The organism is Actinomycetospora atypica, from assembly GCF_042653685.1.
GTDB classification, from domain to species: domain Bacteria; phylum Actinomycetota; class Actinomycetes; order Mycobacteriales; family Pseudonocardiaceae; genus Actinomycetospora; species Actinomycetospora atypica.
In genome coordinates this window covers 1-22,305 of the sequence record NZ_JBHSIV010000022.1, presented here as the reverse complement: position 1 = coordinate 22,305, position 22,305 = coordinate 1, and the positions used below count along the sequence as shown (strand labels likewise).

The 22,305-nt window shown below is 74.9% G+C and carries 20 protein-coding genes and 1 pseudogene; 2 read left to right on the top strand and 19 right to left on the bottom strand.

Going from position 1 to position 22,305, the window contains the following annotated elements; genetic code table 11:
• Window positions 1-108 precede the first annotated feature (108 nt).
• The 16 genes from rpe to pyrR form a co-directional block, all read right to left on the bottom strand.
• Window positions 109-774 (bottom strand): ribulose-phosphate 3-epimerase, encoded by a 666-nt coding sequence (rpe, locus tag ACFPBZ_RS19000; RefSeq protein WP_378037729.1) that lies wholly within the window; start codon window positions 772-774, stop codon window positions 109-111.
• 84 nt (window positions 775-858) lie between these two features.
• A complete protein-coding gene (locus ACFPBZ_RS18995) occupies window positions 859-2,331 on the bottom strand; it encodes an RsmB/NOP family class I SAM-dependent RNA methyltransferase (RefSeq protein ID WP_378037665.1) in 1,473 nt (490 codons plus the stop codon).
• A complete protein-coding gene (locus ACFPBZ_RS18990; RefSeq protein WP_378037664.1) occupies window positions 2,328-3,251 on the bottom strand; it encodes a methionyl-tRNA formyltransferase in 924 nt (307 codons plus the stop codon). Before ACFPBZ_RS18990 ends, ACFPBZ_RS18995 begins: the two co-directional genes overlap by 4 nt.
• Entirely contained in the window at window positions 3,251-3,820 is a 570-nt protein-coding gene (gene def / locus ACFPBZ_RS18985) for a peptide deformylase (protein WP_378037663.1), read from the bottom strand. Before def ends, ACFPBZ_RS18990 begins: the two co-directional genes overlap by 1 nt.
• A gap of 22 nt (window positions 3,821-3,842) precedes the next feature.
• Window positions 3,843-5,939 (bottom strand): primosomal protein N', encoded by a 2,097-nt coding sequence (locus ACFPBZ_RS18980; RefSeq protein ID WP_378037662.1) that lies wholly within the window; start codon window positions 5,937-5,939, stop codon window positions 3,843-3,845.
• A gap of 120 nt (window positions 5,940-6,059) precedes the next feature.
• A complete protein-coding gene (metK, locus tag ACFPBZ_RS18975; protein WP_378037728.1) occupies window positions 6,060-7,238 on the bottom strand; it encodes a methionine adenosyltransferase in 1,179 nt (392 codons plus the stop codon).
• 194 nt (window positions 7,239-7,432) lie between these two features.
• Window positions 7,433-8,656, bottom strand: coding sequence for a bifunctional phosphopantothenoylcysteine decarboxylase/phosphopantothenate--cysteine ligase CoaBC (gene coaBC, locus ACFPBZ_RS18970; RefSeq protein WP_378037661.1), 1,224 nt, complete (start codon window positions 8,654-8,656; stop codon window positions 7,433-7,435).
• Between the two features lie 30 nt (window positions 8,657-8,686).
• The gene (rpoZ, locus tag ACFPBZ_RS18965) at window positions 8,687-8,971 is read right to left on the bottom strand and encodes a DNA-directed RNA polymerase subunit omega (protein ID WP_378037660.1); all 285 of its coding nucleotides are present in this window, start codon (window positions 8,969-8,971) and stop codon (window positions 8,687-8,689) included.
• Complete coding sequence (gene gmk / locus ACFPBZ_RS18960) at window positions 8,968-9,624, bottom strand: guanylate kinase (protein WP_378037659.1); 657 nt, start codon at window positions 9,622-9,624, stop codon at window positions 8,968-8,970. Before gmk ends, rpoZ begins: the two co-directional genes overlap by 4 nt.
• Window positions 9,621-9,938: an integration host factor, actinobacterial type gene (gene mihF / locus ACFPBZ_RS18955; protein ID WP_378037658.1), complete on the bottom strand. Its 318-nt coding sequence runs from the start codon at window positions 9,936-9,938 to the stop codon at window positions 9,621-9,623. Before mihF ends, gmk begins: the two co-directional genes overlap by 4 nt.
• A 190-nt stretch (window positions 9,939-10,128) precedes the next feature.
• Window positions 10,129-11,022, bottom strand: coding sequence for an orotidine-5'-phosphate decarboxylase (pyrF, locus tag ACFPBZ_RS18950; RefSeq protein ID WP_378037657.1), 894 nt, complete (start codon window positions 11,020-11,022; stop codon window positions 10,129-10,131).
• Window positions 11,019-14,480, bottom strand: a complete 3,462-nt coding sequence (gene carB, locus ACFPBZ_RS18945) for a carbamoyl-phosphate synthase large subunit (RefSeq protein WP_378037656.1) — start codon at window positions 14,478-14,480, stop codon at window positions 11,019-11,021. Before carB ends, pyrF begins: the two co-directional genes overlap by 4 nt.
• A gap of 5 nt (window positions 14,481-14,485) precedes the next feature.
• Window positions 14,486-15,598: a glutamine-hydrolyzing carbamoyl-phosphate synthase small subunit gene (carA, locus tag ACFPBZ_RS18940; protein ID WP_378037655.1), complete on the bottom strand. Its 1,113-nt coding sequence runs from the start codon at window positions 15,596-15,598 to the stop codon at window positions 14,486-14,488.
• Window positions 15,599-15,632: 34 nt separating this feature from the next.
• Window positions 15,633-16,928 carry a dihydroorotase gene (locus tag ACFPBZ_RS18935; RefSeq protein WP_378037654.1) on the bottom strand — a complete coding sequence of 432 codons (1,296 nt, stop codon included), beginning with the start codon at window positions 16,926-16,928 and terminating at the stop codon, window positions 15,633-15,635.
• Window positions 16,925-17,881 carry an aspartate carbamoyltransferase catalytic subunit gene (locus ACFPBZ_RS18930; protein WP_378037727.1) on the bottom strand — a complete coding sequence of 319 codons (957 nt, stop codon included), beginning with the start codon at window positions 17,879-17,881 and terminating at the stop codon, window positions 16,925-16,927. Before ACFPBZ_RS18930 ends, ACFPBZ_RS18935 begins: the two co-directional genes overlap by 4 nt.
• A gap of 14 nt (window positions 17,882-17,895) precedes the next feature.
• Window positions 17,896-18,480 (bottom strand): bifunctional pyr operon transcriptional regulator/uracil phosphoribosyltransferase PyrR, encoded by a 585-nt coding sequence (gene pyrR, locus ACFPBZ_RS18925; RefSeq protein WP_378037653.1) that lies wholly within the window; start codon window positions 18,478-18,480, stop codon window positions 17,896-17,898.
• Window positions 18,481-18,823: 343 nt separating this feature from the next.
• Here pyrR and bldD point away from each other — a divergent pair, with 343 nt between their 5' ends.
• Window positions 18,824-19,312 carry a transcriptional regulator BldD gene (gene bldD / locus ACFPBZ_RS18920; protein ID WP_378037652.1) on the top strand — a complete coding sequence of 163 codons (489 nt, stop codon included), beginning with the start codon at window positions 18,824-18,826 and terminating at the stop codon, window positions 19,310-19,312.
• 160 nt (window positions 19,313-19,472) lie between these two features.
• Here the strand turns inward: bldD and nusB are convergent.
• From nusB to ACFPBZ_RS18905, 3 genes and pseudogenes are all read right to left on the bottom strand, one after another.
• A pseudogene (nusB, locus tag ACFPBZ_RS18915) lies at window positions 19,473-19,901 on the bottom strand (transcription antitermination factor NusB); the annotation flags it as partial.
• Window positions 19,901-20,464, bottom strand: a complete 564-nt coding sequence (gene efp, locus ACFPBZ_RS18910; RefSeq protein WP_378037651.1) for an elongation factor P — start codon at window positions 20,462-20,464, stop codon at window positions 19,901-19,903. The pseudogene nusB and the gene efp, both read right to left, overlap by 1 nt.
• A gap of 49 nt (window positions 20,465-20,513) precedes the next feature.
• Window positions 20,514-21,638, bottom strand: a complete 1,125-nt coding sequence (locus ACFPBZ_RS18905) for a M24 family metallopeptidase (RefSeq protein WP_378037650.1) — start codon at window positions 21,636-21,638, stop codon at window positions 20,514-20,516.
• 42 nt (window positions 21,639-21,680) lie between these two features.
• On the opposite strand from ACFPBZ_RS18905, the gene ACFPBZ_RS18900 reads away from it, so the two are divergent.
• Window positions 21,681-22,305, top strand: a 625-nt coding sequence (locus tag ACFPBZ_RS18900) for a hypothetical protein (RefSeq protein WP_378037649.1), incomplete at its 3' end; no start/stop codon positions are given.

Here is a 22,305-nt window from a genome sequence, read left to right as displayed (position 1 = left end):
TTTCTCGAGGAGATGGTTACCGGACTCAACCACCGCCGCTGCCTGCATCATCCTCGGACCGCCGGGGACGACGCGCCGGTGCGTCGGTGAGACAGGCCACTCGCCCGGTCAGCCGGTCCGGTGGGGAGACCTCGCCGCCGCCTGGTCGCGCAGCGCCGCGACGGCGCGCGCCGGGTCGTCGGCGCCGTAGACCGCGCTCCCCGCGACGAAGCAGTCGACGCCGGCCTCGGCGGCCTGCTCCACGGTGTCGGCGCTGATCCCGCCGTCGATCTCGACGAGCACGGTGAGGTGCCCGGTGTCGACGAGGCGGCGCGCGGTGCGCACCTTGTCGAGCACCTCGGGCATGAAGCTCTGCCCGCCGAACCCGGGCTCGACGCTCATGACCAGCAGCGTGTCGTAGTCGCGGAGCACCTCGATCCAGTCGTCGAGGGGGGTGTTCGGCTTGATCGACAGCCCGGCCAGCGCCCCGGCGGCCCGGAGGTCCTTCGCGAGCTTGCGGGGGTCGTGCGCGGCCTCGGCGTGCACGGTGACGTTGTGGGCGCCGGCCTCGGCGTACGGCGGGGCCCACCGGTCGGGGTCGTCGATCATCAGGTGGCAGTCGAGCGGGATGTCGGTGGCCTTGAGCAGGCTCTCGACCACCGGCAGGCCCAGCGTCAGGTTCGGCACGAAGTGGGCGTCCATGACGTCGACGTGCAGCCAGTCCGACCCGGCCACGGCGGCGGCCTCGTCGGCGAGGCGCGCGAAGTCGGCGGACAGGATGCTCGGTGCGATCAGCGGGGCGGGCACGCCGCACAGTGTGTCGTACCGGGTGTGCGCGCGTTTCCGTGGTGGGACACGGGAACGCACGCACGGGTGGCGTCAGCCAGGGACGCGCAGGGTCGCGCAGTACATCGCGTCGGTGCCGTGGCGGTGCGGCCAGAGCTGGACGCCCGGCCCGCCCTCGGCGGCGGCCCCGGGCACCTGCGGCATCAGCGCGGCCGTGTCGAGGATCTCGGCGCCGGTGGCCTCGGCGACCGCCCGCACCACCTCGACGGTCTCGGCCGGGTGCGGCGAGCAGGTCGCGTAGGTGACGACCCCGCCGGGGCGGGTGCGCTCGATCCCGTTGGTCAGGAGCTCGCGCTGCAGGGTGGTCAGCTCGTCCACGCCCTCCGGCTGGCGCCGCCACCGCGCCTCGGGCCGGCGGCGCAGCGCGCCGAGCCCGGTGCAGGGCGCGTCGACGAGCACGCGGTCGTAGGCGGCCTCGGGCAGCGCGATCGTCCGGGCGTCGCCGGTGTGCACCCGGACCGGGAGCCCCGAGCAGGCCTTCTCGACGAGGGCCGCGCGGTGCGGGGCGCGGTCGACGGCGTCGACGGTCGCGCCCTCGATCGCGGCGAGCGCGCCGAGCATCACGGCCTTGCCTCCGGGGCCCGCGCACAGGTCGAGCCAGTGCTCGTCGCGGCCCTCGAGCGGCGCGGACGCGGCGGCGACGGCGACCAGCTGGCTGCCCTCGTCCTGGACCACGGCCAGCCCCTCGCGGACCGGCTCGAGGTCGCCCGGGTCGCCGCCCTCGGTGAGCAGGACGCCGTAGGGCGAGTACGGGGCCTCGTCGCCGCCGGTGACCGCGGCGAGCTCCTCGGCGCTGATCTCCCCGGGGCGGGCGGCGAGGTGGACCGCGGGGCGGGAGTCGTCGGCGGCCAGCGCCGCCCCCAGCTCCTCCTCGCCGCGGCTCCCCAGGGCCCGGGCGAACACCTCGGCGATCCAGCGCGGGTGGGCGTGGGCGAACGCGAGGTGGCCCACCGGGTCGTCGTCCCCGTCGGGCGCGAGCCGGGCGACCCAGCCGGCCTCGTCGTGCTCGGAGACCTTGCGCAGCACGGCGTTGACGAAGCCGGTGGGCTTCGACCCGGCCCGGCTGCGCACCAGCTCGACGGTCGCCCCGACCGCGGCGTGCGCCGGGATGCGGGTCCGCAGCAGCTGCTGGGCGCCGAGGCGCAGGGCGTCGAGGACCACGCCGTCGAGCCGGTCGAGCGGCCGGTCGACGCAGGCGCCGAGGACGGCGTCGAGCAGGCCGCGGGCGCGGGAGGCGCCGTAGGCGAGGTCGGTGGCCAGCGCGGCGTCGCGCCCCGAGACGCGGCGCTCGCGCAGCAGCTTCGGCAGCGTGAGGTTGGCGTAGGCGTCGTCCTCGCGGACCGCGCGCAGCGTGTCGAGCGCGGCCTCGCGGGCGGGGTCGCCCGACGGCGGGCGCTGCGGGCCGGAGCGCCCGCGCGGGGGTCCGGAGCGGTGCGGGCGGTCGGGCTTCCGGCGGGGGCCGCGCCCGGAGCGGTGGCCGCCGGGCGGCACGGAGCTGTCGGTCACGAGAAGAGCTCCCCCGCCGTCGGCTGCGCGCCGCGGCTCCAGTCGACGGCGGCCATCGGGGGCTTCCCCGCGGGCTGCACGGTGCCGAGCACCACGGGCGCGGCGGCGGTCCCGACGAGCACCCGCTTGCGCTCCACGTGGATCCCGCCCGGTGGGAGGTCGTCGAACCCGGTGGTGGTCACGGGCCCGATCTTGATGCGTGCCCCGCGGAACTCCGTCCAGGCCCCCGGTGCCGGGGTCACCGACCGCACGTGCCGGTCGATCGCCAGCGGCGGGTCGGTCCAGCGGACGCGGGCGTCGTCGACGGTGACCTTGGGCGCCAGGGAGACGCCCTCGGCGGGCTGGGGCACGGGGACCAGGGTGCCGTCGGCGATGCCGTCGAGGGTGGCCGCGAGCAGACCCGCCCCCGAGAGGGCGAGGCGCCCGAGCAGGGCGCCCGCGGTGTCGTCGTCGGCGATCGGCTCGGTGACGGTGCCGTAGACGGGCCCGGTGTCCATGCCCTCCTCGAGCCGGAACGTGCTGGCGCCCGTGATCTCGTCGCCCGCGCGGATCGCCGCCTGCACGGGGGCGGCGCCGCGCCAGGCCGGCAGCAGCGAGAAGTGCAGGTTCACCCAGCCGTGGACCGGGATCGCCAGGGCGGCGGGGCGCAGGAGGTTGCCGTAGGCGACCACCGGGGCGCAGTCGGGGGCGAGGGCCCGCAACCGGTCGAGGAACTCCGGGTCGGACGCCTTCGCCGGGGTGAGGACCTCGACCCCGGCCTCGTCGGCGAGCGTCCCGACCGGGGAGCGCTGCAGCCGCCGCTTGCGCCCGGCGGGGGCGTCGGGGCGGGTGATCACCGCGACGACCTCGTGCGGGCCCTCGAGCAGCCGCTGCAGCGCCGGCACGGCGGGCTCGGGAGTGCCCGCGAAGACGAGTCGCATCAGCCGTGCGCCCCGCGCAGCAGCGGGTTGGCGCCGGCGTGCGGGTCCTGCTTGATCCGCGGCGGCGCGGTGGGGTCGAACCACGGGGCCTGGCGGATCTCCGCCATCGCCGCCTTGCGGGTGGCCGGGTCGAGCCGGTCGAGGAAGAGCACGCCGTCGAGGTGGTCGGTCTCGTGCTGGATCGCGCGGGCCAGCATCGCGGTGCCCTCGATCTCCACCGGCTCGCCGTACATGTCCCACCCGCGGGCGACCACGTTGTCGTAGCGGGTGCAGTCCCAGCGGTGGCCCGGGATCGACAGGCACCCCTCGGGCCCGGTCTGCTCGGTGTCGTCGAGCACGGTCCAGGTGGGGTTGACCAGGTGCCCGTGCTGGTCCTCGCCGACGCGGTAGGTGAACACGCGCAGGCCGACCCCGATCTGCGGGGCGGCGAGGCCGGCCCCGCCCTGCTCGCGCATGGTCTCGTCGAGGTCGGCGACGAGCGAGCGCAGTTCCTTGTCGAACGTGACCACCTCGAGGGCGCGCTCACGCAGGACGGGGTCTCCGAAGTAGCGGACGGGCTGGACGGTCACGGTCGTCCATCCTACGGAGCGGTCACATCGGGTCGTGCGGGTCGAGCAGGACGCGGACCGGCTCGCGCTCCTTGCGGGCCGAGCGGACCTTCTGCGCGGCGCCCAGGGCCCCCGCGAGGTCGCGCCCGGCGCGGCGGGGCACCCGGACCAGCGAGCGCTCCGCGCGCTCGGTGCGGTCGTCCGCGCCGGGCAGCCGGGTGCTCGGCGGGAGCTCGACGGGGCCCAGCACCTCCGCGCCCTCGGGCAGGGCGGCGGTGGCGAGCAGGTCGCGCAATGCCTCGGGCTCGCCGTCGAGGGCGGCCATCCGCACGGCGGGCGGCAGCCCCAGCTCTGTCCGCGCGTCGAGCTCGGCGCCCGCGTGGCCCGCGGGGTCCCAGCGCACGAGGGCCTGCACGGCCGCGACGCTCGACTCGGCGACCACCACCACGCGCCCGCCCTGCGGCCCGGGCCGCACCAGGGCGGCCGCGGCGAACCACCGGCGGACCGTGTCCTCGGCGGCGCGCAGCTCGGGGCGGGCCAGCAGGGCCGCGCCGTCGAGCAGCAGCGCCGCCCCGTAGCCGCCCTCGGCCACCGGCTCGGCGCCCGGGGTCGCCACGACGATCGCCGGGGCCGGGCCCACGGTGTCGAGGATCGGCGAGCCCCCGCCGGAGCTGCGGACCACGGTCTGCGGGAACGCCCGGCCGAGCTCCTCGGAGGTGCGCCCGGCCCCGACCACGGTGGCCCGCAGCCGGGGCGACGCGCAGGCCGGGCAGCGGTAGTTCGTCGCCGGACGCCCGCACCAGCGGCACGTGGGGGGCGCGGGCACGTCCCCCGTGCCCGCGGGGATGCCGAGCGGGCCGTGGCAGTGCCGGCACCGGGCGGGTTCGCGGCACTGGGCGCAGGCGATCGCGGGCAGGTAGCCGCGTCGCGGGACCTGCACGAGCACCGGGTGGTGGGCCGCGAGGGCGGCGCGGGCGGCCTCGAACGCGACCGAGGGGACCCGGGCGGCTCGGGCGGTGGGGTCGCGCAGCAGCTGCCGGTCGTCCTCCCCGATCGAGGTGACCCGCGGGGCGCGCTCGCGGACCGTGCTCCGCTCGGCGGCCACGGGGTGCGCCCACCCGGTGCGCACGAGCACCTCGGCCTCGGCGGTACGGGTGATGCCGCCGACGAGCAGGGCCGCGCCGCTGCCGTGCGCGCGGGCGATGAGGACGTCGCGGGCGTGCGGGTAGGGGGCGCGGGGCTCGGCGTGGGAGTCGTCGCCGTCGTCCCAGATCGCGAGCAGGCCGGGGTCGTGGACGGGGGCGAAGGCCGCGGCCCGCGTCCCGATGGCGAGGCGCTTGTGGCCGCGGGCGACCGACAGCCAGCGGCGGTAGCGCTCGGCGGGCCCGAGGTCGGCGGCGAGCGCGGCCACGTGGGCCTCGCCGAGGACGTCGAGGCAGGCGGCGTGCAGGCGGTCGAGGTCGCGGCGGTCGGGCACGACGACCACCTCGCCGCGGCCGGCGTCGACGGCCGCGCGGACGGCCTCGGCGAGCCGGCGCGCCCAGTCGTCGCCGGGCAGGGCCTGCCACACGGCGTGGGCGGGCTGGTGGCGGGCCAGGGCGTCGAGGAACGCGGGGCCCCGCGGGTAGGGCGACCAGCCGTCGCCCCCCGGCGCCGGGCTCTCGTCGGGAAGGGATCCGGGGGCCTCGGCGGGCAGGGTCTCGGCCTCGACGCGGGCGTGCCGCGGCGGCACCGCGAGGCGCAGGACATCGGCGAACGTGCCGGCGTAGCGGTCGGCGACGGTTCGACACAGCGCGGCGAGCTCGGGCGAGAGCACCGGCTCGGGCGAGACGACCTTGTCGAGCCAGCCGAGCGGCCCGGTGTGCTCGGTGGTGGCGGAGCGGGCGAGGACGAAGCCGTCGACCATCCGCCCCGCGAACCGCACGCGCACGCGCGTCCCGACGGCGGCGGCCTCGTCGAGCTGGACCGGGACGCGGTAGTCGAACGGCCGGTCGAGGTGGGGCAGCGGCACGTCGACCGCGACCGTCGCCACGGAGTCGACCTCCGCGGGGAGGCGCTCGTTGTGCTTGGGCGGCTTGCGGGGCCTCGCGACCCGGGGCATGCCGGGGAGCGCGACGTCCTCCCCCGGTGATCCACCCATGACCGCCGGTCTATCAGAGGGCACCGTCGGCGCGGGCGGGGATCCGGGGATCCGCCCGACGACGACGACGGCCCGGCCCCCACACGGGGGGCCGGGCCGGTCGTGCTGGAGTGCCGGGTGTCAGCCGACGATCGACTTGAGCTGGTCGGCGCGGTCGGTGCGCTCCCAGGGCAGGTCGAGGTCGTCGCGGCCGAAGTGGCCGTACGCGGCGGTCGGCTGGTAGATCGGGCGCAGCAGCTCGAGGTCGCGCACGATCGCACCGGGGCGCAGGTCGAACACCTCGTGGATGGCCTTCTCGATCTTCTCCGGGTCGACCGTGGCGGTGCCGAAGGTCTCCAGGAACACGCCCACGGGCTCGGCCTTGCCGATCGCGTAGGCGAGCTGGACCTCGGCGCGCCGGGCGAGACCGGCGGCGACGACGTTCTTCGCCACCCAGCGGCCCGCGTACGCGGCGGAGCGGTCGACCTTCGACGGGTCCTTGCCGGAGAAGGCACCGCCGCCGTGGCGGGCGTAGCCGCCGTAGGTGTCGACGATGATCTTGCGGCCGGTGAGGCCGGCGTCGCCCATCGGGCCGCCGAGGACGAAGCGACCGGTCGGGTTGATCAGGATGCGGGTGTTCGACGAGTCGAGGTCGATGCCGTCGAGCACGGGCCGGATCACCTTGGCGGTGATGTCGGGCGTGAGCATCTCGTCGAGGTCGATGTCCGCGGCGTGCTGGGTGGACAGGACCACGGTGTCGACCGCGACCGGCTTGTCGCCGTCGTACGCGATCGTGACCTGGGTCTTCCCGTCGGGACGCAGGTAGGGCAGCGTCCCGTCGCGGCGGACCGCGGTGAGCTTGCGCGCGAGCCGGTGGGCGAGCCCGATCGGCAGCGGCATGAGCTCGGGGGTGTCGGCGTCCGCGTAGCCGAACATCAGGCCCTGGTCGCCCGCGCCCTGCTTCGCGATCTCGTCGGTGTTGCCCTCGACGCGCGACTCGTAGCCGGTGTCGACGCCCTGCGCGATGTCGGCGCTCTGCGCGCCGATCGAGATCGACACGCCGCAGGTCTCCCCGTCGAAGCCCTTGGCCGACGAGTCGTAGCCGATGTCGAGGATCGTCTTGCGGACGATGTCGACGTAGTTGACCTGCGCGTTGGTGGTGACCTCTCCGGCGACGTGCACCTGGCCGGTGGTCACCATGGTCTCGACGGCGACGCGGCTCTTCGGATCCTGCGCCAGCAGCGCGTCCAGGATTCCGTCGGAGATGGCGTCACAGATCTTGTCCGGGTGGCCCTCGGTGACGGACTCGGAGGTGAACAAACGCCTAGCGGGCACGATCTCTCCCTGCCTCGACAGTGGGACCGGCCTACCGTAGCGGCTCGGCTCCGAGCGGGTAGGCCGCTGACCGGCGACGTTGCCAGGCGCGTCACAGTTCGGTTGTGCGCGGTGACCAGGTGTGAGAATGGCGTCGCGGGCAGAAACGGCTACCTTGCGTGACGGCCTGCGACCCGGGGTTACGACAGGCGGGCGCCGACGGCGTCCCAGACGCGGGCCGCGAGCGCGGCCTTCGACCCCATCGGCAGCGGCGTCGACGACCCGTCCGCGCCGAGCAGCCAGCCCTCGTTGTCGGACCCCTCGAACGCGCTGTGACGACCGTCCCCGCCTGCGCCGACGGCGTTCACGACGAGGAGGTCGCAGCCCTTGCGGGCGAGCTTCGCGCGCCCGAAGGACAGCACGTCGTGCTCGGCGTCCCCGGTCTCGGCGGCGAAGCCCACGACGAGCCGGCCGGGCACCTGCTCGGCCACGAGCTCGCGCAGGATGTCGGGGTTGCGTGTGAGACGGATCGCTTCCGGCTCGGCGTCGGTCTTCTTGATCTTGAACCCGGCGACGTCGAGCGGGCGGAAGTCGGCGACCGCGGCCGCCATCACGACGACCTCCGCGCCCTTGCCGGCGTCGAGGACGGCGGTGCGCATCTCCTCGGTGGTGCGCACGCGGACGAGGTCGACGGCGGCCGGCGGGGCGAGGTCGGCGGTGCTCCCGGCCACGAGGGTCACGTGCGCGCCGCGCTGGGCGGCGACCCGGGCCAGGGCGTAGCCCTGCCGGCCCGACGAGCGGTTGCCCAGGGTGCGCACCGGGTCGAGGGGCTCGGCGGTGCCGCCCGCGGACACGACGACGCGGCGGCCCTCGAGGTCGCGCGGCAGGGCCGCCGGCTCCTCGAGCAGCAGCCGCGCGAGCTCCGCGATCTCGACGGGCTCGGGCAGGCGCCCCGGGCCGGAGTCGGCGCCGGTGAGCCGCCCCGAGGCGGGCTCGAGGACGATCGTGCCCCGGCGGCGCAGGGTGGCGACGTTGTCGACCGTGGCCGGGTGGTCCCACATCTCGGTGTGCATCGCGGGGGCCGCCAGCACCGGGCACCGCGCGGTGAGCAGGGTCGAGGTCAGCAGGTCGTCGGCGCGGCCCGCCGCCATCCGCGCGAGCAGGTCGGCGGTGGCGGGGGCGCACACGACGAGGTCGGCGCGGCGCCCGAGCGCCACGTGGGTGACCTCGGGCACGTGCTCGAAGACCCCGGAGAGCACCTCGCGTCCGGAGAGCGCCTCGAACGTGGCGGCCCCGACGAAGGTCAGGGCGTTGGGCGTGGCCACCACCTGGACCTGGTGGCCCGCCTCGCGGAGCCGGCGGAGCAGTTCGCACGCCTTGTAGGCGGCGATGCCGCCCGCGACCCCGAGGACGATCTCAGCCATGGCGGCCGGGTGCCCGGTCGGTGGCCCTGGCTACTCGCCCTCGGTGTGCTCGAGCAGGTGGGCGTGGATCTCGCGCATCGCGATCGAGAGGGGCTTCTCGCGCGGGCCCGGCTCGACGAGCGGGCCGACGTACTCGAGCAGGCCCTCGCCCAGCTGGGCGTAGTAGTCGTTGATCTGGCGGGCCCGCTTGGCGGCGTAGATCACCAGCGCGTACTTCGAGCTGACGGTCTCGAGCAGCTCGTCGATGGGCGGGTTGGTGATGCCCTCGGGCTGCTCGAGGAATCCGCCGGTGACGCGGCTCGTGGTGATGCTCATCCACTGTCTCCTGCTGATCTGGGTCCTGCTGAATGGGTGCCCGGGGCTCCCGCGCCCGCGTTCTCGCAGGTGGGGCCGTCACCGGGGTGGGCCAAGTCTACCAACCGCCGCGCGGTCTCCCGGACGTCGTGGTTCACGAGGCCCACGTCGAACTCGCGGCGGGCCTCGAGCTCGACCCGTGCGGTGGCGAGCCGGCGGTCGATGACGTCCTGCGCCTCGGTCCCGCGGCCGGTCAACCGGTCGACCAGGACGTCCCACGACGGCGGCTCGAGGAACACGAGCAGCGCGTCCGGGCGCCGCTCGCGCACCGCCCGGGCGCCCGCGAGGTCGAGCTCGAGGAGCACCGGGTCGCCGGCGGCGAGACGCGCCTCGACCGGTGCGGCCGGGGTGCCCGAGCGGTGCAGACCCCGGTGGATCGAGGCCCACTCGAGCATGTCCCCGGACGCCACCATGCGGTCGAAGTCGTCCTCGGTGACGAAGTGGTACTCGCGTCCGTCCACCTCACCGGGCCGGGCGGCCCGGGTGGTGGCCGAGACGCTGAACCACAGCGGGGCCGCCATCCGTCGCAGTTCGGCGACGACGGTGCTCTTGCCGACGCCCGACGGTCCGGCGAGGACCACGAGGCGACCGCGACGGCCGGCGGACCCGCTCACTCGCCGTCGAACTCCGAGAGCAGCGCCTTGCGCTGGCGGTCGCCGAGCCCCCGCAGGCGGCGGCTCGGGGCGATCTCGAGGCGCTCCATGATCTGCTGGGCGCGCACCTTGCCCACGCCCGGCAGCGCCTCGAGCAGCGCCGAGACCTTCATCTTGCCGAGCACCTCGTCGGAATCGGCCTGCTCGAGCACGTCACCCAGGGTGGTGCCGCCCCGCTTGAGCCGCTCCTTGAGCTCGGCGCGGGCGCGGCGGGCGGCGGCGGCCTTCTCCAACGCCGCCGCCCGCTGCTCCTCGGTCAGCTCGGGAAGTGCCACGGTCTCCTCCGGTTCACGAGATCGGATGATGCAGCTGTGATGCCCGTCGGGCGTCCGCACCCTGCGGTGCGGCGGCCTCCGTCGCTGGCGAACGTACCGTCTGCGGTCGGAGTCCACAGTCCTCGGGTGTCGGGCGTGTGAACCCTCCCGGGCTCCCCCGAGGGCCGCGGGCGGAGATCGTCGGCGTCCCTCACGCGCCGACCGGCCCGGCCGCGAGACCGAGGTCGCGCAGCGTGCCGTTCAGCGCCGCGGCGGTGTCGCGCAGCGCCGCGGGGTCGGGGCCGACGGCCAGGACCTCCCGGGAGCTCGACGGGACGACCGGTCCCCCGCCGACCTGTCCCGCGCCGAACGCCCCGGCGAGATCGTCCGGGGTGGCGCCCTGGGCCCCCAGGCCCGGCACGAGGACCGGGCCGCCGAGGCGGGTGAGGTCGAGCCCGTGCTCGCGGCCCGTGGTGCCCGCGGTCGCCCCGACCACCACGCCCGCGAGGGCGCGGCCCGTCGAGGCGTTGGCCTCCGCGCAGGCGTCGACGACGCCCTGCGCCACCTCCCGCATGCCCCGCCCGGTCGTCCACGTCTGCGCGGACTGCACCGACGGGGCCTCCGGGTTCGACGTGCGGGCAAGCACGAACACCCCGCGGCCGGTGGCGGCGGCCAGGTCGAGCGCCGGGGTCAGCGAGCCGACCCCGAGGTAGGGCGAGAGGGTCACGGCGTCCGCCGCGAGCGGCGAGCTGTCGGCCAGCCACGCCTTGGCGTAGGCCGTCATCGTCGAGCCGATGTCGCCCCGCTTGGCGTCGGCGATCGTGAGCAGCCCGGCGTCGCGGGCGTCGGCGAGCACCCGCTCGAGGGCCCGCATCCCGCCGCTGCCGTGCACCTCGAACAGCGCCACCTGCGGCTTCACCACGGCCACGTGGCCGGCGAGCGCCGCCACGGCGTCCCGGCCGAAGCGCTCCACCCCCGCGGCGTCGTCCTCGTGGCCCCAGCGGGCCAGGAGCCCGGGGTGCGGGTCGATGCCGACGCACAGGGGGCCGTACTTCCCCACTGCGAGGGCGAGCCGCTCCCCCAGGCCGGCCCGGGGGGCGGTCACGCGGTCTCCGCCTCCGTCGTGGCCCCCGAGAAGCCCGTCGCTTCGCTCGCCGTCAGACCCTGCCCCGTCGCTTCGCTCGCCGTCAGACCCTGCCCCGTCGCTTCGCTCGCCCGCGCCTTCGCCAGCCGCTCGTGGAGCACCTGCAGCGGGGTCACCGTGATCTCGCGGCGGATGACCGCCTCGATGCCCTGCACGGCCGCGGCGGCGCCCTGCACCGTCGTCAGGCACGGGATGCCGACGGTGAGCGCGGCCGCCCGAATCTCGTAGCCGTCGATGCGCGGGCCGGTGTGCCCCACCGGCGTGTTGATGATCATGTCGACGCCGCCGGCGAGGATGGTGTCCACGATGTTGTCGGGCCCCTCGAAGTGCTTGCGGACCACCTCGCACGGGATCCCGTTGCGCTCGAGCACGCTGGCCGTGCCCTCCGTCGCGAGGATCTCGTAGCCGAGGTCGGCGAGGCGCTTGACCGGGAAGATCAGGGCCCGCTTGTCGCGGTTGGCCACGGAGACGAACACCCGGCCCGAGGTGGGCAGCGGCCCCGAGGCCGCCGCCTGCGCCTTCGCGAACGCCGTGGAGAACGCCACGTCGATGCCCATGACCTCGCCGGTCGACTTCATCTCCGGGCCGAGCAGCGAGTCGACCCCGCGGCCGTCGGGACGCCGGAACCGGTGGAAGGGCAGCACGGCCTCCTTGACCGCCACCGGGTGGTGGCGCGGGAGGTGCCCGCCGTCGCCGGAGGACGGGAGGAGCCCCTCGTGGCGCAGCTCGGAGACCGTCGCGCCGAGCATCACCCGCGCGGCGGCGCTCGCGAGCGGGACCCCGGTGGCCTTCGAGACGAACGGGACCGTGCGGCTGGCGCGCGGGTTGGCCTCGAGGACGTAGAGCGTCTCGTCCTTCAGGGCGTACTGGACGTTCATCAGGCCGAGCACGCCCAGGCGGCGGGCCAGCGCCGTCGTCGAGGTCCGGACCACCTCCATGTCGGAGAGGCCGAGGGTGATCGGCGGCAGCGTGCAGGAGGAGTCGCCGGAGTGGACCCCGGCCTCCTCGATGTGCTCCATGACCCCGCCGAGGTAGACCTCGCCGGTGGCGTCGCACAGCGCGTCGACGTCGATCTCGATGGCGTCGTCGAGGAACCGGTCGACGAGCACCGGGTGGTCGGGCGTGACCTCGGTGGCGCGCGCGATGTAGTCGGCGAGGGTCTCGTCGTCGTAGACGATCTCCATGCCGCGCCCGCCGAGCACGTACGACGGCCGCACGAGCACCGGGTAGCCGATCTCGGCGGCGATCTCGCGGGCGCCCCGGAACGACGTCGCGGTGCCGTAGGGCGGGGCGGGCAGGCCGGCGTCGTGCAGGACCTCCCCGAACGCGCCGCGCTCCTCGGCGAGGTCGATCGCGGCGGGCGGGGTCCCGACGATCGGCACGCCCGCGGTCTCGAGGGCGGCCGCCAGCTTCAGCGGGGTCTGCCCGCCGAGCTGCACGACGACGCCCGCGAGACCGGGGGTCCACGTCCCGTCGGGGCGGCGCGTGGCGTCGCCGACCCCGCTGGAGAGCCGCTCCGCGTGGACGACCTCGAGGACGTCCTCCTCGGTCAGCGGCTCGAAGTAGAGGCGGTCGGCCGTGTCGTAGTCGGTGGAGACCGTCTCGGGGTTGCAGTTGAGCATCACGGTCTCGAAGCCCGCCGAGCGCAGCGAGAACGCCGCGTGCACGCACGAGTAGTCGAACTCGATGCCCTGCCCGATCCGGTTCGGCCCCGAGCCCAGGATGATCACCTTGGGCCGCTCGGTCTGCGGGGTCACCTCGGACTCGGCCGCGGGGTCGGACTCGTAGGCCGAGTAGTGGTACGGCGTGCGGGCCGCGAACTCGGCGGCGCAGGTGTCGACGGTCTTGTAGACCGGCCGCACCCCGAGCCGGTGGCGCAGCCCGCGCACGCCGGCCTCCCCGGCGAGCTCCGGGCGCACCGTCGCGATCTGCAGGTCGGACAGCCCGGCCCGCTTGGCCCGGCGCAGCAGGGCGGCGTCGAGCACCGGCGCGTCGGCGAGCTCGCGGCGGAGCGCGACGATGCCCTCGATCTGCTCGACGAACCACGGGTCGATGCTCGAGGCCTCGCTGACCTCGGCGACGCTCGCCCCGAGGCGCAGCGCCCGCTCGACGGCGTAGAGCCGGCCGTCGCGGGGCAGGGCGGCCTGCTTGAGCGCGTCGGCCGCGCTCATGCCCTCGGGGTCGGGCCGCGTGCCGAAGCCCGCGTCCTTCGTCTCGGTGGAGCGCAGGGCCTTGTTGAGCGCCTCGGGGAAGCTCCGGCCGAGCGCCATCGCCTCGCCGACCGACTTCATCGTCGTCGTGAGGGTGGGGTCGGCGCCCGGGAACTTCTCGAACGCGAAGCGCGGGATCTTGACCACGACGTAGTCGAGGGTCGGCTCGAAGCTCGCCGGGGTCTCGCCGGTGATGTCGTTGGTGATCTCGTCGAGGCTGTAGCCGACGGCGAGGCGCGCGGCGATCTTGGCGATCGGGAAGCCGGTGGCCTTGGAGGCCAGGGCGCTCGACCGCGAGACGCGCGGGTTCATCTCGATGACGACGAGGCGCCCGGTCTCCGGGTGCACCGCGAACTGGATGTTGCAGCCGCCGGTCTCGACGCCGACCTCGCGCAGCACCTTGATGCCCATGTCGCGCATCAGCTGGTACTCGCGGTCGGTCAGGGTCATCGCGGGCGCCACGGTCACCGAGTCGCCGGTGTGCACGCCCATCGGGTCGACGTTCTCGATCGAGCAGATGACGACCACGTTGTCGCGGTGGTCGCGCATGAGCTCGAGCTCGAACTCCTTCCACCCGAGCACCGACTCCTCGATGAGGACCTCGTGCACGGGGCTCGCGGCCAGGCCGGTGCCGGCGAGCCGCTCGAGCTCCTCGTCGGTGTAGGCCAGGCCCGACCCGAGCCCGCCCATGGTGAAGCTCGGCCGGATCACCACGGGGAGCCCGAGGTCGGCGACGGTGGCGCGGACCTCCTCCATCGAGTGGCAGACCTCGGAGCGCGGGACGTCGCCGCCGACGGAGCGGACGATGTCCTTGAACTTGAGCCGGTCCTCGCCGCGCTGGATGGCGTCGACGTCGGCGCCGATCAGCTCGACGCCGTAGCGCGCCAGCACCCCGGCGTCGTGCAGGGCGATCGCGGTGTTCAGCGCGGTCTGCCCGCCGAGGGTCGCGAGCAGGGCGTCGGGCCGCTCGGCCTCGATGACCTTCGTGACGTGCTCGACGTCGATCGGCTCCACGTAGGTGGCGTCGGCGAACTCGGGGTCGGTCATGATCGTGGCCGGGTTGGAGTTGACGAGGGAGACCCGCAGGCCCTCCTCGCGCAACACCCGGCAGGCCTGGGTGCCCGAGTAGTCGAACTCGGAGGCCTGTCCGATCACGATCGGTCCCGAACCGATCACCAGGACGTGGTGGATGTCCTCGCGGCGCGGCATGAGTGTCAGCGCCCTCCCATCAGGGCTGCGAAGCGGTCGAACAGGTCCGCGGCGTCGTGCGGACCGGCAGCCGCCTCCGGGTGGTACTGCACGGAGAACGCGGGAACCGAGAGACAGGTCACGCCCTCGACGACGTCGTCATTCGGACAGCCGTGCGAGAGGTGCACCCGGCCGTGCGGGGAGTCGACGTGCTCACCGGGTGTGCCGGCGAGCGCGAAGCCGTGGTTCTGACTGGTGATCGCGACGGTCCCGGTGGTGTGGTCGATGACCGGGATGTTGATGCCGCGGTGCCCGTAGCGGAGCTTGAAGGTGCCCAGCCCCAGCGCCCGGCCGAGGATCTGGTTGCCGAAGCAGATGCCGAACAGCGGCACGCCGCGCTCGAGGACCGCCGACGTGAGCGCCACCGCGTGGTCGGCGGTGGCGGGGTCGCCGGGCCCGTTGGAGAGGAAGACCCCGTCGGGGTCGCCCTCGAGGAGCTCGTCGATCGAGGCCGACGAGGGCACCACGCGGGTCTCGATCCCCCGCTCGGCGAGCATGCGCGGGGTGTTCGACTTGATGCCGAGGTCGAGGGCCGCGACCGAGAAGCGGCGCTCCCCCGCGGCCGGGACCACGTAGGGCGCGGTGGTGCTGACCTGGCCGGCGAGGTCGGCCCCGGTCATCTCCGGGCTGTCGCGGACCGCCTCGAGCATCTCGCGCTCGGTGCCCAGCCCGTCACCGGAGAAGAGCCCGGCGCGCATGGCGCCCGACTCACGCAGCCGGCGGGTCACCGCGCGGGTGTCGACCCCGGCCACGCCGACGATGCCCTGGCGCTCGAGCTCCTCGGTGAGGCTGCGGCGCGACCGCCAGTTCGAGGGCGCCCGCGCCGGGTCGCGCACCACGTAGCCCGCGACGTGGATGCGCGAGGACTCGTCGTCCTCGTCGTTCCAGCCGGTGTTGCCGATGTGCGGCGCGGTCGCGACGACGATCTGGCGGTGGTAGCTGGGGTCGGTGAGGGTCTCCTGGTAGCCGGTCATCCCGGTGGTGAAGACCGCCTCGCCGAGGGTGCGGCCACCAGCTCCGAAGGTCTCGCCCCGGTGGATCGTGCCGTCCTCGAGGACCAGCAGGGCTTCCCCGGTCATCGGTCGAGCTCCCGCTCCGCTGCGTCTCCCGTACTCACTCGCTCACCTTTCCGTCACGCACCGTCCATCGTCCTCGCAGCATGGTGTGCACCACCGAGGCGGGTAGTTCCATCCCCTCGTAGGGGGTGTTGTCCGCGATGCTCGCGAGCTCGGCCCCGCGCACCGTCCACCGCGCGTCGGGGTCGACCAGCGTGAGCGTCGCGGGCTCGCCCACGGCGATCGGGCGGCCCTGGTCGCCCAGCCCCGCGATCGCGGCCGGCACCTCGCTGCACACCCGCGCCACGCCGCGCCAGTCGAGCATCCCCGTCGCCACCATGGTGGCGGCGACCACCGACAGCGCCGTCTGCAGCCCGAGCATGCCCGGCCGGGCGCTCGCCCACTCGCAGTCCTTCGCCTCCACGGCGTGCGGCGCGTGGTCGGTCGCCACGCAGTCGATCACGCCGTCCGCGAGCGCCCGGCGCAGCGCGAGCGTGTCGGCCTCGGGGCGCAGCGGCGGGTTGACCTTGTGCACCGGGTCGTAGTCCTCGGCCGCGGTGTCGGTGAGAAGCAGGTGGTGCGGCGTGACCTCCGCCGACACCCGGGCCGACGTGCCCGGGAGCAGGGATTCCCGCGCCCAGCGCAGCACCTCCACCGAGCCGGCCGTCGAGACGTGGCAGATGTGCAGGCGGGCGCCGGCGGCCGCGGCGAGCATCGCGTCGCGCGCGACGATCGACTCCTCGGCGCTCGCCGGCCACCCCGTGAGGCCCAGCCGGGCCGCCACCGGGCCCTCGTGGGCCTGCGCCCCGACCGTCAGCCGGTGGTCCTCGGCGTGCTGGGCCACCACCGCGTCGAGCGAGCGCGCGTACTCGAGGGCACGGCGCATCAGCAGCGGGTCGTTCACGCAGCGGCCGTCGTCGGAGAACATCCGCACGCCCGCGGGCGAGGCGGCCATCATCCCCATCTCCGCGAGGCGTTCCCCGCCGAGCCCGACGGTCACCGCGCCCACCGGGTGCACGTCGACCAGCCCGACCTCGCGGCCGCGGCGCCAGACGTGCTCGACGACGACCGGCGAGTCCTGCGCCGGGTTCGTGTTCGGCATCGCGAACACCGCGGTGTAGCCACCGAGGGCGGCCGCGGCCGAGCCGGTGGCGACCGTCTCGGCCTCCTCGCCGCCCGGCTCGCGCAGGTGGGTGTGGAGGTCGACCAGGCCCGGCAGGGCGATCAGGCCGTCCGCGTCGACCGTCTCGTCGGGGTCGGCGACCGGGTCCACGAGCACGCCGTCGCAGACGTAGAGGTCGGTCGGGTCCTCGCCGTAGGGCCGGACGTTCGCGATCCTTGTCGTCGTGCTCATGCCACGTCCTCCCCGGCCAACAGGTGGTACAGGACCGCCATCCGCACGTGCACCCCGGCGGTGACCTGCTCGGCGATCGCGGCGCGGGCCGAGTCGGCCACCGAGGACGCGATCTCCATCCCGCGCACGGCGGGGCCCGGGTGCAGGACGACCGCGTGGTCGGCCAGCGTGTCGGCGCGGCGCTGCGAGAGCCCGAAGCGCACCGCGTACTCCCGCGAGCTCGGGAAGAAGCCGCCGTGCATCCGCTCGGCCTGCACGCGCAGCATCATCACCGCGTCGGGACCGGTGGCGAGGTGGGCGTCGAGGTCGTGGGTGACCGACACCGGCCACGCGTCGACCCCCACCGGCAGCAGCGTCGGGGGCGCGACCAGCGTGACCTCGGCGCCCAGGGTGGCCAGCAGGTGCGCGTTCGACCGTGCGACCCGGCTGTGCAGCACGTCGCCGACGATCGCGACCCGCCGCCCGGTGAGGTCCTCCCCCAGCCGGCGACGCAGCGTGGCGGCGTCGAGCAGGGCCTGGGTGGGGTGCTCGTGGGTGCCGTCGCCCGCGTTCACCACGGCCACGTGCCCGTCGGTGTGCGAGTGCCCGACGCGGTCGAGCCAGCCCGCGATGCGGTGCGGGGCGCCCGAGGAGGGATGGCGGACCACCACCGCGTCGGCCCCGGCGGCGGCGAGGGTGGCGGCGGTGTCGCGCAGCGACTCCCCCTTGCCGACGCTCGACCCGGAGGCGCTCACGTTGATGGTGTCGGCGCTCATCCACTTGCCCGCGACCTCGAAGGACACCCGGGTGCGCGTCGAGTTCTCGTAGAACAGCGTGACGACCGTGCGGCCGCGCAGCGTGGGCAGCTTGCGCACGGCCCGGCCGGTGAGCGCCTGCTCCATGTTCGCGGCGGTGGCCAGCAGCGCGTCGGCCTGGTCGCGGCGCAGGCCCTCGGTGGACAGCAGGTGGCGCAGGCCGATGGGCGCGCTCATCGGATCGCCACCCCGTCGGCGCCGTCGGACTCGACGAGGGACACGGCGACGTCCTCCGCGCGGTTCGTCGGGACGTTCTTGCCCACGTAGTCGGCCCGGATCGGCAGCTCGCGGTGCCCGCGGTCGACGAGGACGGCGAGCTGCACCGCACGCGGGCGGCCGTGGTCGCGCAGGGCGTCGAGCGCGGCGCGCACGGTGCGCCCGGACATCAGGACGTCGTCGACGAGCACCACGGTGACGTCGTCGATCCCGCCGGCCGGGATGTCGGTCTCCTCCAGGGCCCGCGTGGGCTGCATCCGGAGGTCGTCGCGGTAGAGCGTCGGGTCGAGCGTGCCGACCGCCACCGTGGTGGCGGGGTCGATCGCCGTGATGCGCTCGGCGAGCCGGCGGGCGAGGTGGATACCGCGGGTGGGGAGTCCGAGGAGCACGACGGGTGCTCCGGAGTCCGCGGTCTTCTCGAGGATTTCGTGGGCGATCCGTGCCACGGTGCGCGCGACGTCCGCCGACGAGAGCAGCTCTCGCTCACCCTCGGCGTTCGTCGGGTCCTCCGGCCCCGGACCACCCCGGCGCCGCGTGGGCACTCGGGGACCTCCTTCTCCGCCTCGCGGGACGGCTCTTAAAGGACGTCGATCTGGTCGGTACCGACACTATCAGCCACCCTGTGCGACCGATCGCGTCGGCCGAGCGAGCGCCGACCCCTCGTCGGCAGGCGCTGCGCACCCGATCGATCACGGGGGGCGTTCGTGGCTGCACCACCGGAGGAGACGGCCGTGACACGGTGCCGCAGGCCACTCCGGGAGGGGAGGTTGACGGGCCCGGCTTGACCTGGTGATCGCCGAGGGCGCATCATTACTCTCCGTATCGACTACAGCATGGCTGTGTCGGGAGACCGACGGCCGAAGCGCGGGAACGGGGTGCCGCCAGATGGGCGACTACGCGAAGGCGCTCGGCGCCAAGCTACGGGGAATCCGGCAGCAGCAGGGTCTCTCCCTGCATGGTGTCGAGCAGAAGTCGGGCGGTCGTTGGAAGGCCGTGGTGGTCGGCTCCTACGAGCGCGGCGACCGCGCCGTGACGGTGCAGAAGCTCGCCGAGCTGGCCGACTTCTACGGCGTGCCGGTGGCCGAGCTGCTGCCCGAGGGTCGGATCCCGTCGGGGTCCGAGCCGGCCGCCAAGATCGTCATCAACCTGGAGCGGCTCCAGGCGCTGCCCGCGGAGAAGGCCGGCCCGCTCGCCCGCTACGCCGCGGCGATCCAGAGCCAGCGCGGCGACTACAACGGCAAGGTCCTCTCGATCCGCAACGAGGACCTGCGCTCCCTCGCGATCATCTACGACATGACGCCGGGCGACCTGTCCGAGCAGCTCGTCGAGTGGGGCGTGCTGCCCCCCGAGGCGCGGGTCGCCCGCGAGGACTGAGGCCCGACCCCCACGCCGCGACGAAGGGCACCTCCCGTCGGGAGGTGCCCTTCCGTCATTCCGGGGTGTCGGCCCCGTTTGGGGCGGGCTGCATCTCGTCCGGGGCGAGCTCCACGTCGGGCGGCAGGTCGACGCGCTCGCGCGCCGGGGCCGCGACCGCCACCCGCTCCCCCGACGCCAGGGCGGCCAGCACCCCGTTGACGAAGCGCGGCGAGTCGTCGGTCGAGAGCTCGCGGGCGAGCAGGATCGCCTCGTCGATGGCCACGGCGTCGTCGACGTCGTCGGTGAACAGGATCTCGAAGGCCCCGATCCGCAGGATCGCGCGGTCGACCGCCGCCATCCGCTCGACCGACCAGCCGTGGGCCAGCTCGCCCAGCGAGCCGTCGATGTGGTCGCGGTGTTCCACGACGCCCTCGACGAGGGTGGCCGCGAAGTCCGAGACCGGGGGCGCGTCCGAGCCCGCGACCCGGCGGCGCAGCACGTCGAGCGGGTCCTCGGCCCGGGCCTCGGACTCGAAGAGGATGTCGAGGGCCCGCTTGCGGGCCTTGGAGCGGGACCCCTTGCGGGTCGGGACCTGCTTCGAGGGCACTAGCTCGACACGCGGCCGAGATAACGACCGTCGCGGGTGTCGACCTTGACCACGGTGCCGGTCTCGAGGAACAGCGGGACCTGGATCTCGGCGCCGGTGGACACCGTGGCGGGCTTGGTGCCGCCGGTGGAGCGGTCGCCCTGCAGGCCGGGGTCGGTGTGCGTGATCTGCAGCTCGACCGAGGCCGGCAGCTCGATGAACAGCGGTGCGCCCTCGTTGAAGGACACCTGGACCTCCTGGTTCTCCAGGAGGAACCGCGACGAGTCGCCCACCGTGGCCGCGGGCACCGGGATCTGCTCGTAGTCGCTGGCGTCCATGAAGATGAAGTCGTCGCCGTCGCGGTAGAGGAAGGTCATGTCGCGGCGGTCGACGCTCGCGGTCTCGACCTTCGTGCCGGCGTTGAACGTCTTGTCGACGACCTTGCCGGTCATGACGTTCTTCAGCGTGGTCCGGACGAAGGCGCCGCCCTTGCCCGGCTTGACGTGCTGGAACTCGGTGACGGCCCAGAGGTTGCCGTCGATCTTCAGCACCAGGCCGTTCTTCAGGTCGTTCGTCGTCGCCACTGCCGCGTCGTCTCCTGCGCTCGTGATGGTGTGGTCTGCGGGGCACCCGTCAGCCCAGGACCAGCAGATCCCGCGTCGACGCGGTCAGCGTGTCGGCGCCGGAACCGGTGACCACCACCGTGTCCTCGATCCGCACACCGCCCCGGCCGGGGAGGTACACGCCCGGCTCGACGGTGACCGTCATGCCCGTCTCCAGCGTAGCGGTCGCGGTCGCGGACATCGCCGGAGCCTCGTGGATGACCAGTCCGACCCCGTGCCCGACGGGGTGCACGAACTGCTCGCCGAAGCCGGCGTCGGTGATGACCGCCCGGGCGGCGGCGTCGACGTCGGCGGTCGGCACGCCCGCCGCGACGGCCGCGCGGCCGGCCGCCGCGGCCTCGTCGACCAGGGCGTAGAGCTCGCGCTGCCAGTCGGCGCCGGGGCCCAGGAGCACGGTGCGCGTCATGTCCGAGTGGTAGCCGTCGACCAGCGCCCCGAAGTCCATCGTCACGAGGTCGCCCGCGGCCAGCGGCGCGTCGGAGGGGTGGTGGTGCGGGATCGCCGAGTTCCCCCCGGCCGCGACGATGGTCTCGAAGCTCGGCCCGGACGCCCCGTGGGTGACCATGCGGTCCTCGAGCTCGCGGGCGACGTCGCGCTCGGTGCGGCCCGGCGCGAGCACGCCGTCGGCGATCGCCCCGGCGAGCGCGGCGTCGGCGGCGGCGCACGCGAGGCGCAGCGCGTCGATCTCGGCGGCGTCCTTCACCGCGCGCAGGCGCTCGACGAGACCCGCGGCGCGGGCGAGCTCGACGCCGCTCCCGTCGGTCGCCGCGGTGAGGACGTCGAGCCCGTCGACGGTGACCTGGGCGCTGTCGAACCCGACCCGGCCCGCCGCCGCGGCCGCCAGCAGCGCCGGGCCGCACGCCCGCTCGACCAGCAGGGGCAGGTCGGGCGCCTCGGCCCCGGCCTGGGTGCGGTAGCGGCCGTCGGTCGCGAGGACCGTGCGGTCCTCGGCCGCGGCGTCGTCGCCGGCGTGGACCAGCAGGGCGGCGTTGGAGCCGGTGAACCCGCACAGGTAGCGGACGTTGACGAGGTCGGTCACCAGCAGCGCGTCGAGCCCCGCGCCGCGCAGCAGCACCCGCAGGGCCTCCCGACGACGGATCCCGGCCGGATGCGGGCGCGGGCGGCTCACGGTCACCCTGGCGAGGGTAGTGATGCGCCGCACCGTACGGTGGCCGACGTGCGACCCTGGGTGCTGCGTGCTCTGATCATGACGCTGCTCTACGGCGTGGGACAGACGGTCTTCGTCGCCCTGTCGTCGCGGTACGTGTCGCTCTCGCTGCTGTGGACCGTGCTGCTGCTCGGTCTGCTGCTGCTCGTGGGCCTGGTGTGGGCCGGGGCCGAGGTGATCGCCGACCGCATCCCGCCGGAGTGGACGTGGGTGAAGGCGTCCCTGGCCGCCGGGCCGGGCGCGGGCCTGCTCACGTGGATCCTGCTCGCCCTGTTCGTGGACGCGACCGGCGTGGAGGACCTGGGGGCGGCGCTCGTCGGGCGGGCCTCCTTCACCATCCTGCTCGTCCTGGTCTCGACGGCCCTGGGCGCGCGCTTCGGCTGGCTCTCGCTGCGCCGCTCCGACGACCCACGGGCCGACCAGGACCCGGCCGCCGACGTCGACCTCGCGGCCGAGGACGCCCCGGCGGCGCCCACGACGGTGGCCGGTGCGCCCGCCGCTCCCCCGGTGCTCCCGGAGTCGACGACGGAGAAGGTCGCCTCGCGCCGCGCCCGGCGCGGTCGCCCGGCGCCGCCCCGGTCCCCGTCGCCCGCCCCGGTGTCGCCCGCCCGGGCACGCCGCGAGGCCGCCGCCG

Coding starts and splice junctions, on each gene's coding strand:
- ACFPBZ_RS18990 (WP_378037664.1), bottom strand. CDS start 3,251: ATGCGACTCGTCTTCGCGGGCACTCCCGAGCCCGCCGTGCCGGCGCTG.
- ACFPBZ_RS18980 (WP_378037662.1), bottom strand. CDS start 5,939: ATGGGTGGATCACCGGGGGAGGACGTCGCGCTCCCCGGCATGCCCCGG.
- coaBC (WP_378037661.1), bottom strand. CDS start 8,656: ATGGCTGAGATCGTCCTCGGGGTCGCGGGCGGCATCGCCGCCTACAAG.
- rpoZ (WP_378037660.1), bottom strand. CDS start 8,971: ATGAGCATCACCACGAGCCGCGTCACCGGCGGATTCCTCGAGCAGCCC.
- carB (WP_378037656.1), bottom strand. CDS start 14,480: ATGCCGCGCCGCGAGGACATCCACCACGTCCTGGTGATCGGTTCGGGA.
- carA (WP_378037655.1), bottom strand. CDS start 15,598: ATGACCGGGGAAGCCCTGCTGGTCCTCGAGGACGGCACGATCCACCGG.
- ACFPBZ_RS18935 (WP_378037654.1), bottom strand. CDS start 16,928: ATGAGCACGACGACAAGGATCGCGAACGTCCGGCCCTACGGCGAGGAC.
- bldD (WP_378037652.1), top strand. CDS start 18,824: ATGGGCGACTACGCGAAGGCGCTCGGCGCCAAGCTACGGGGAATCCGG.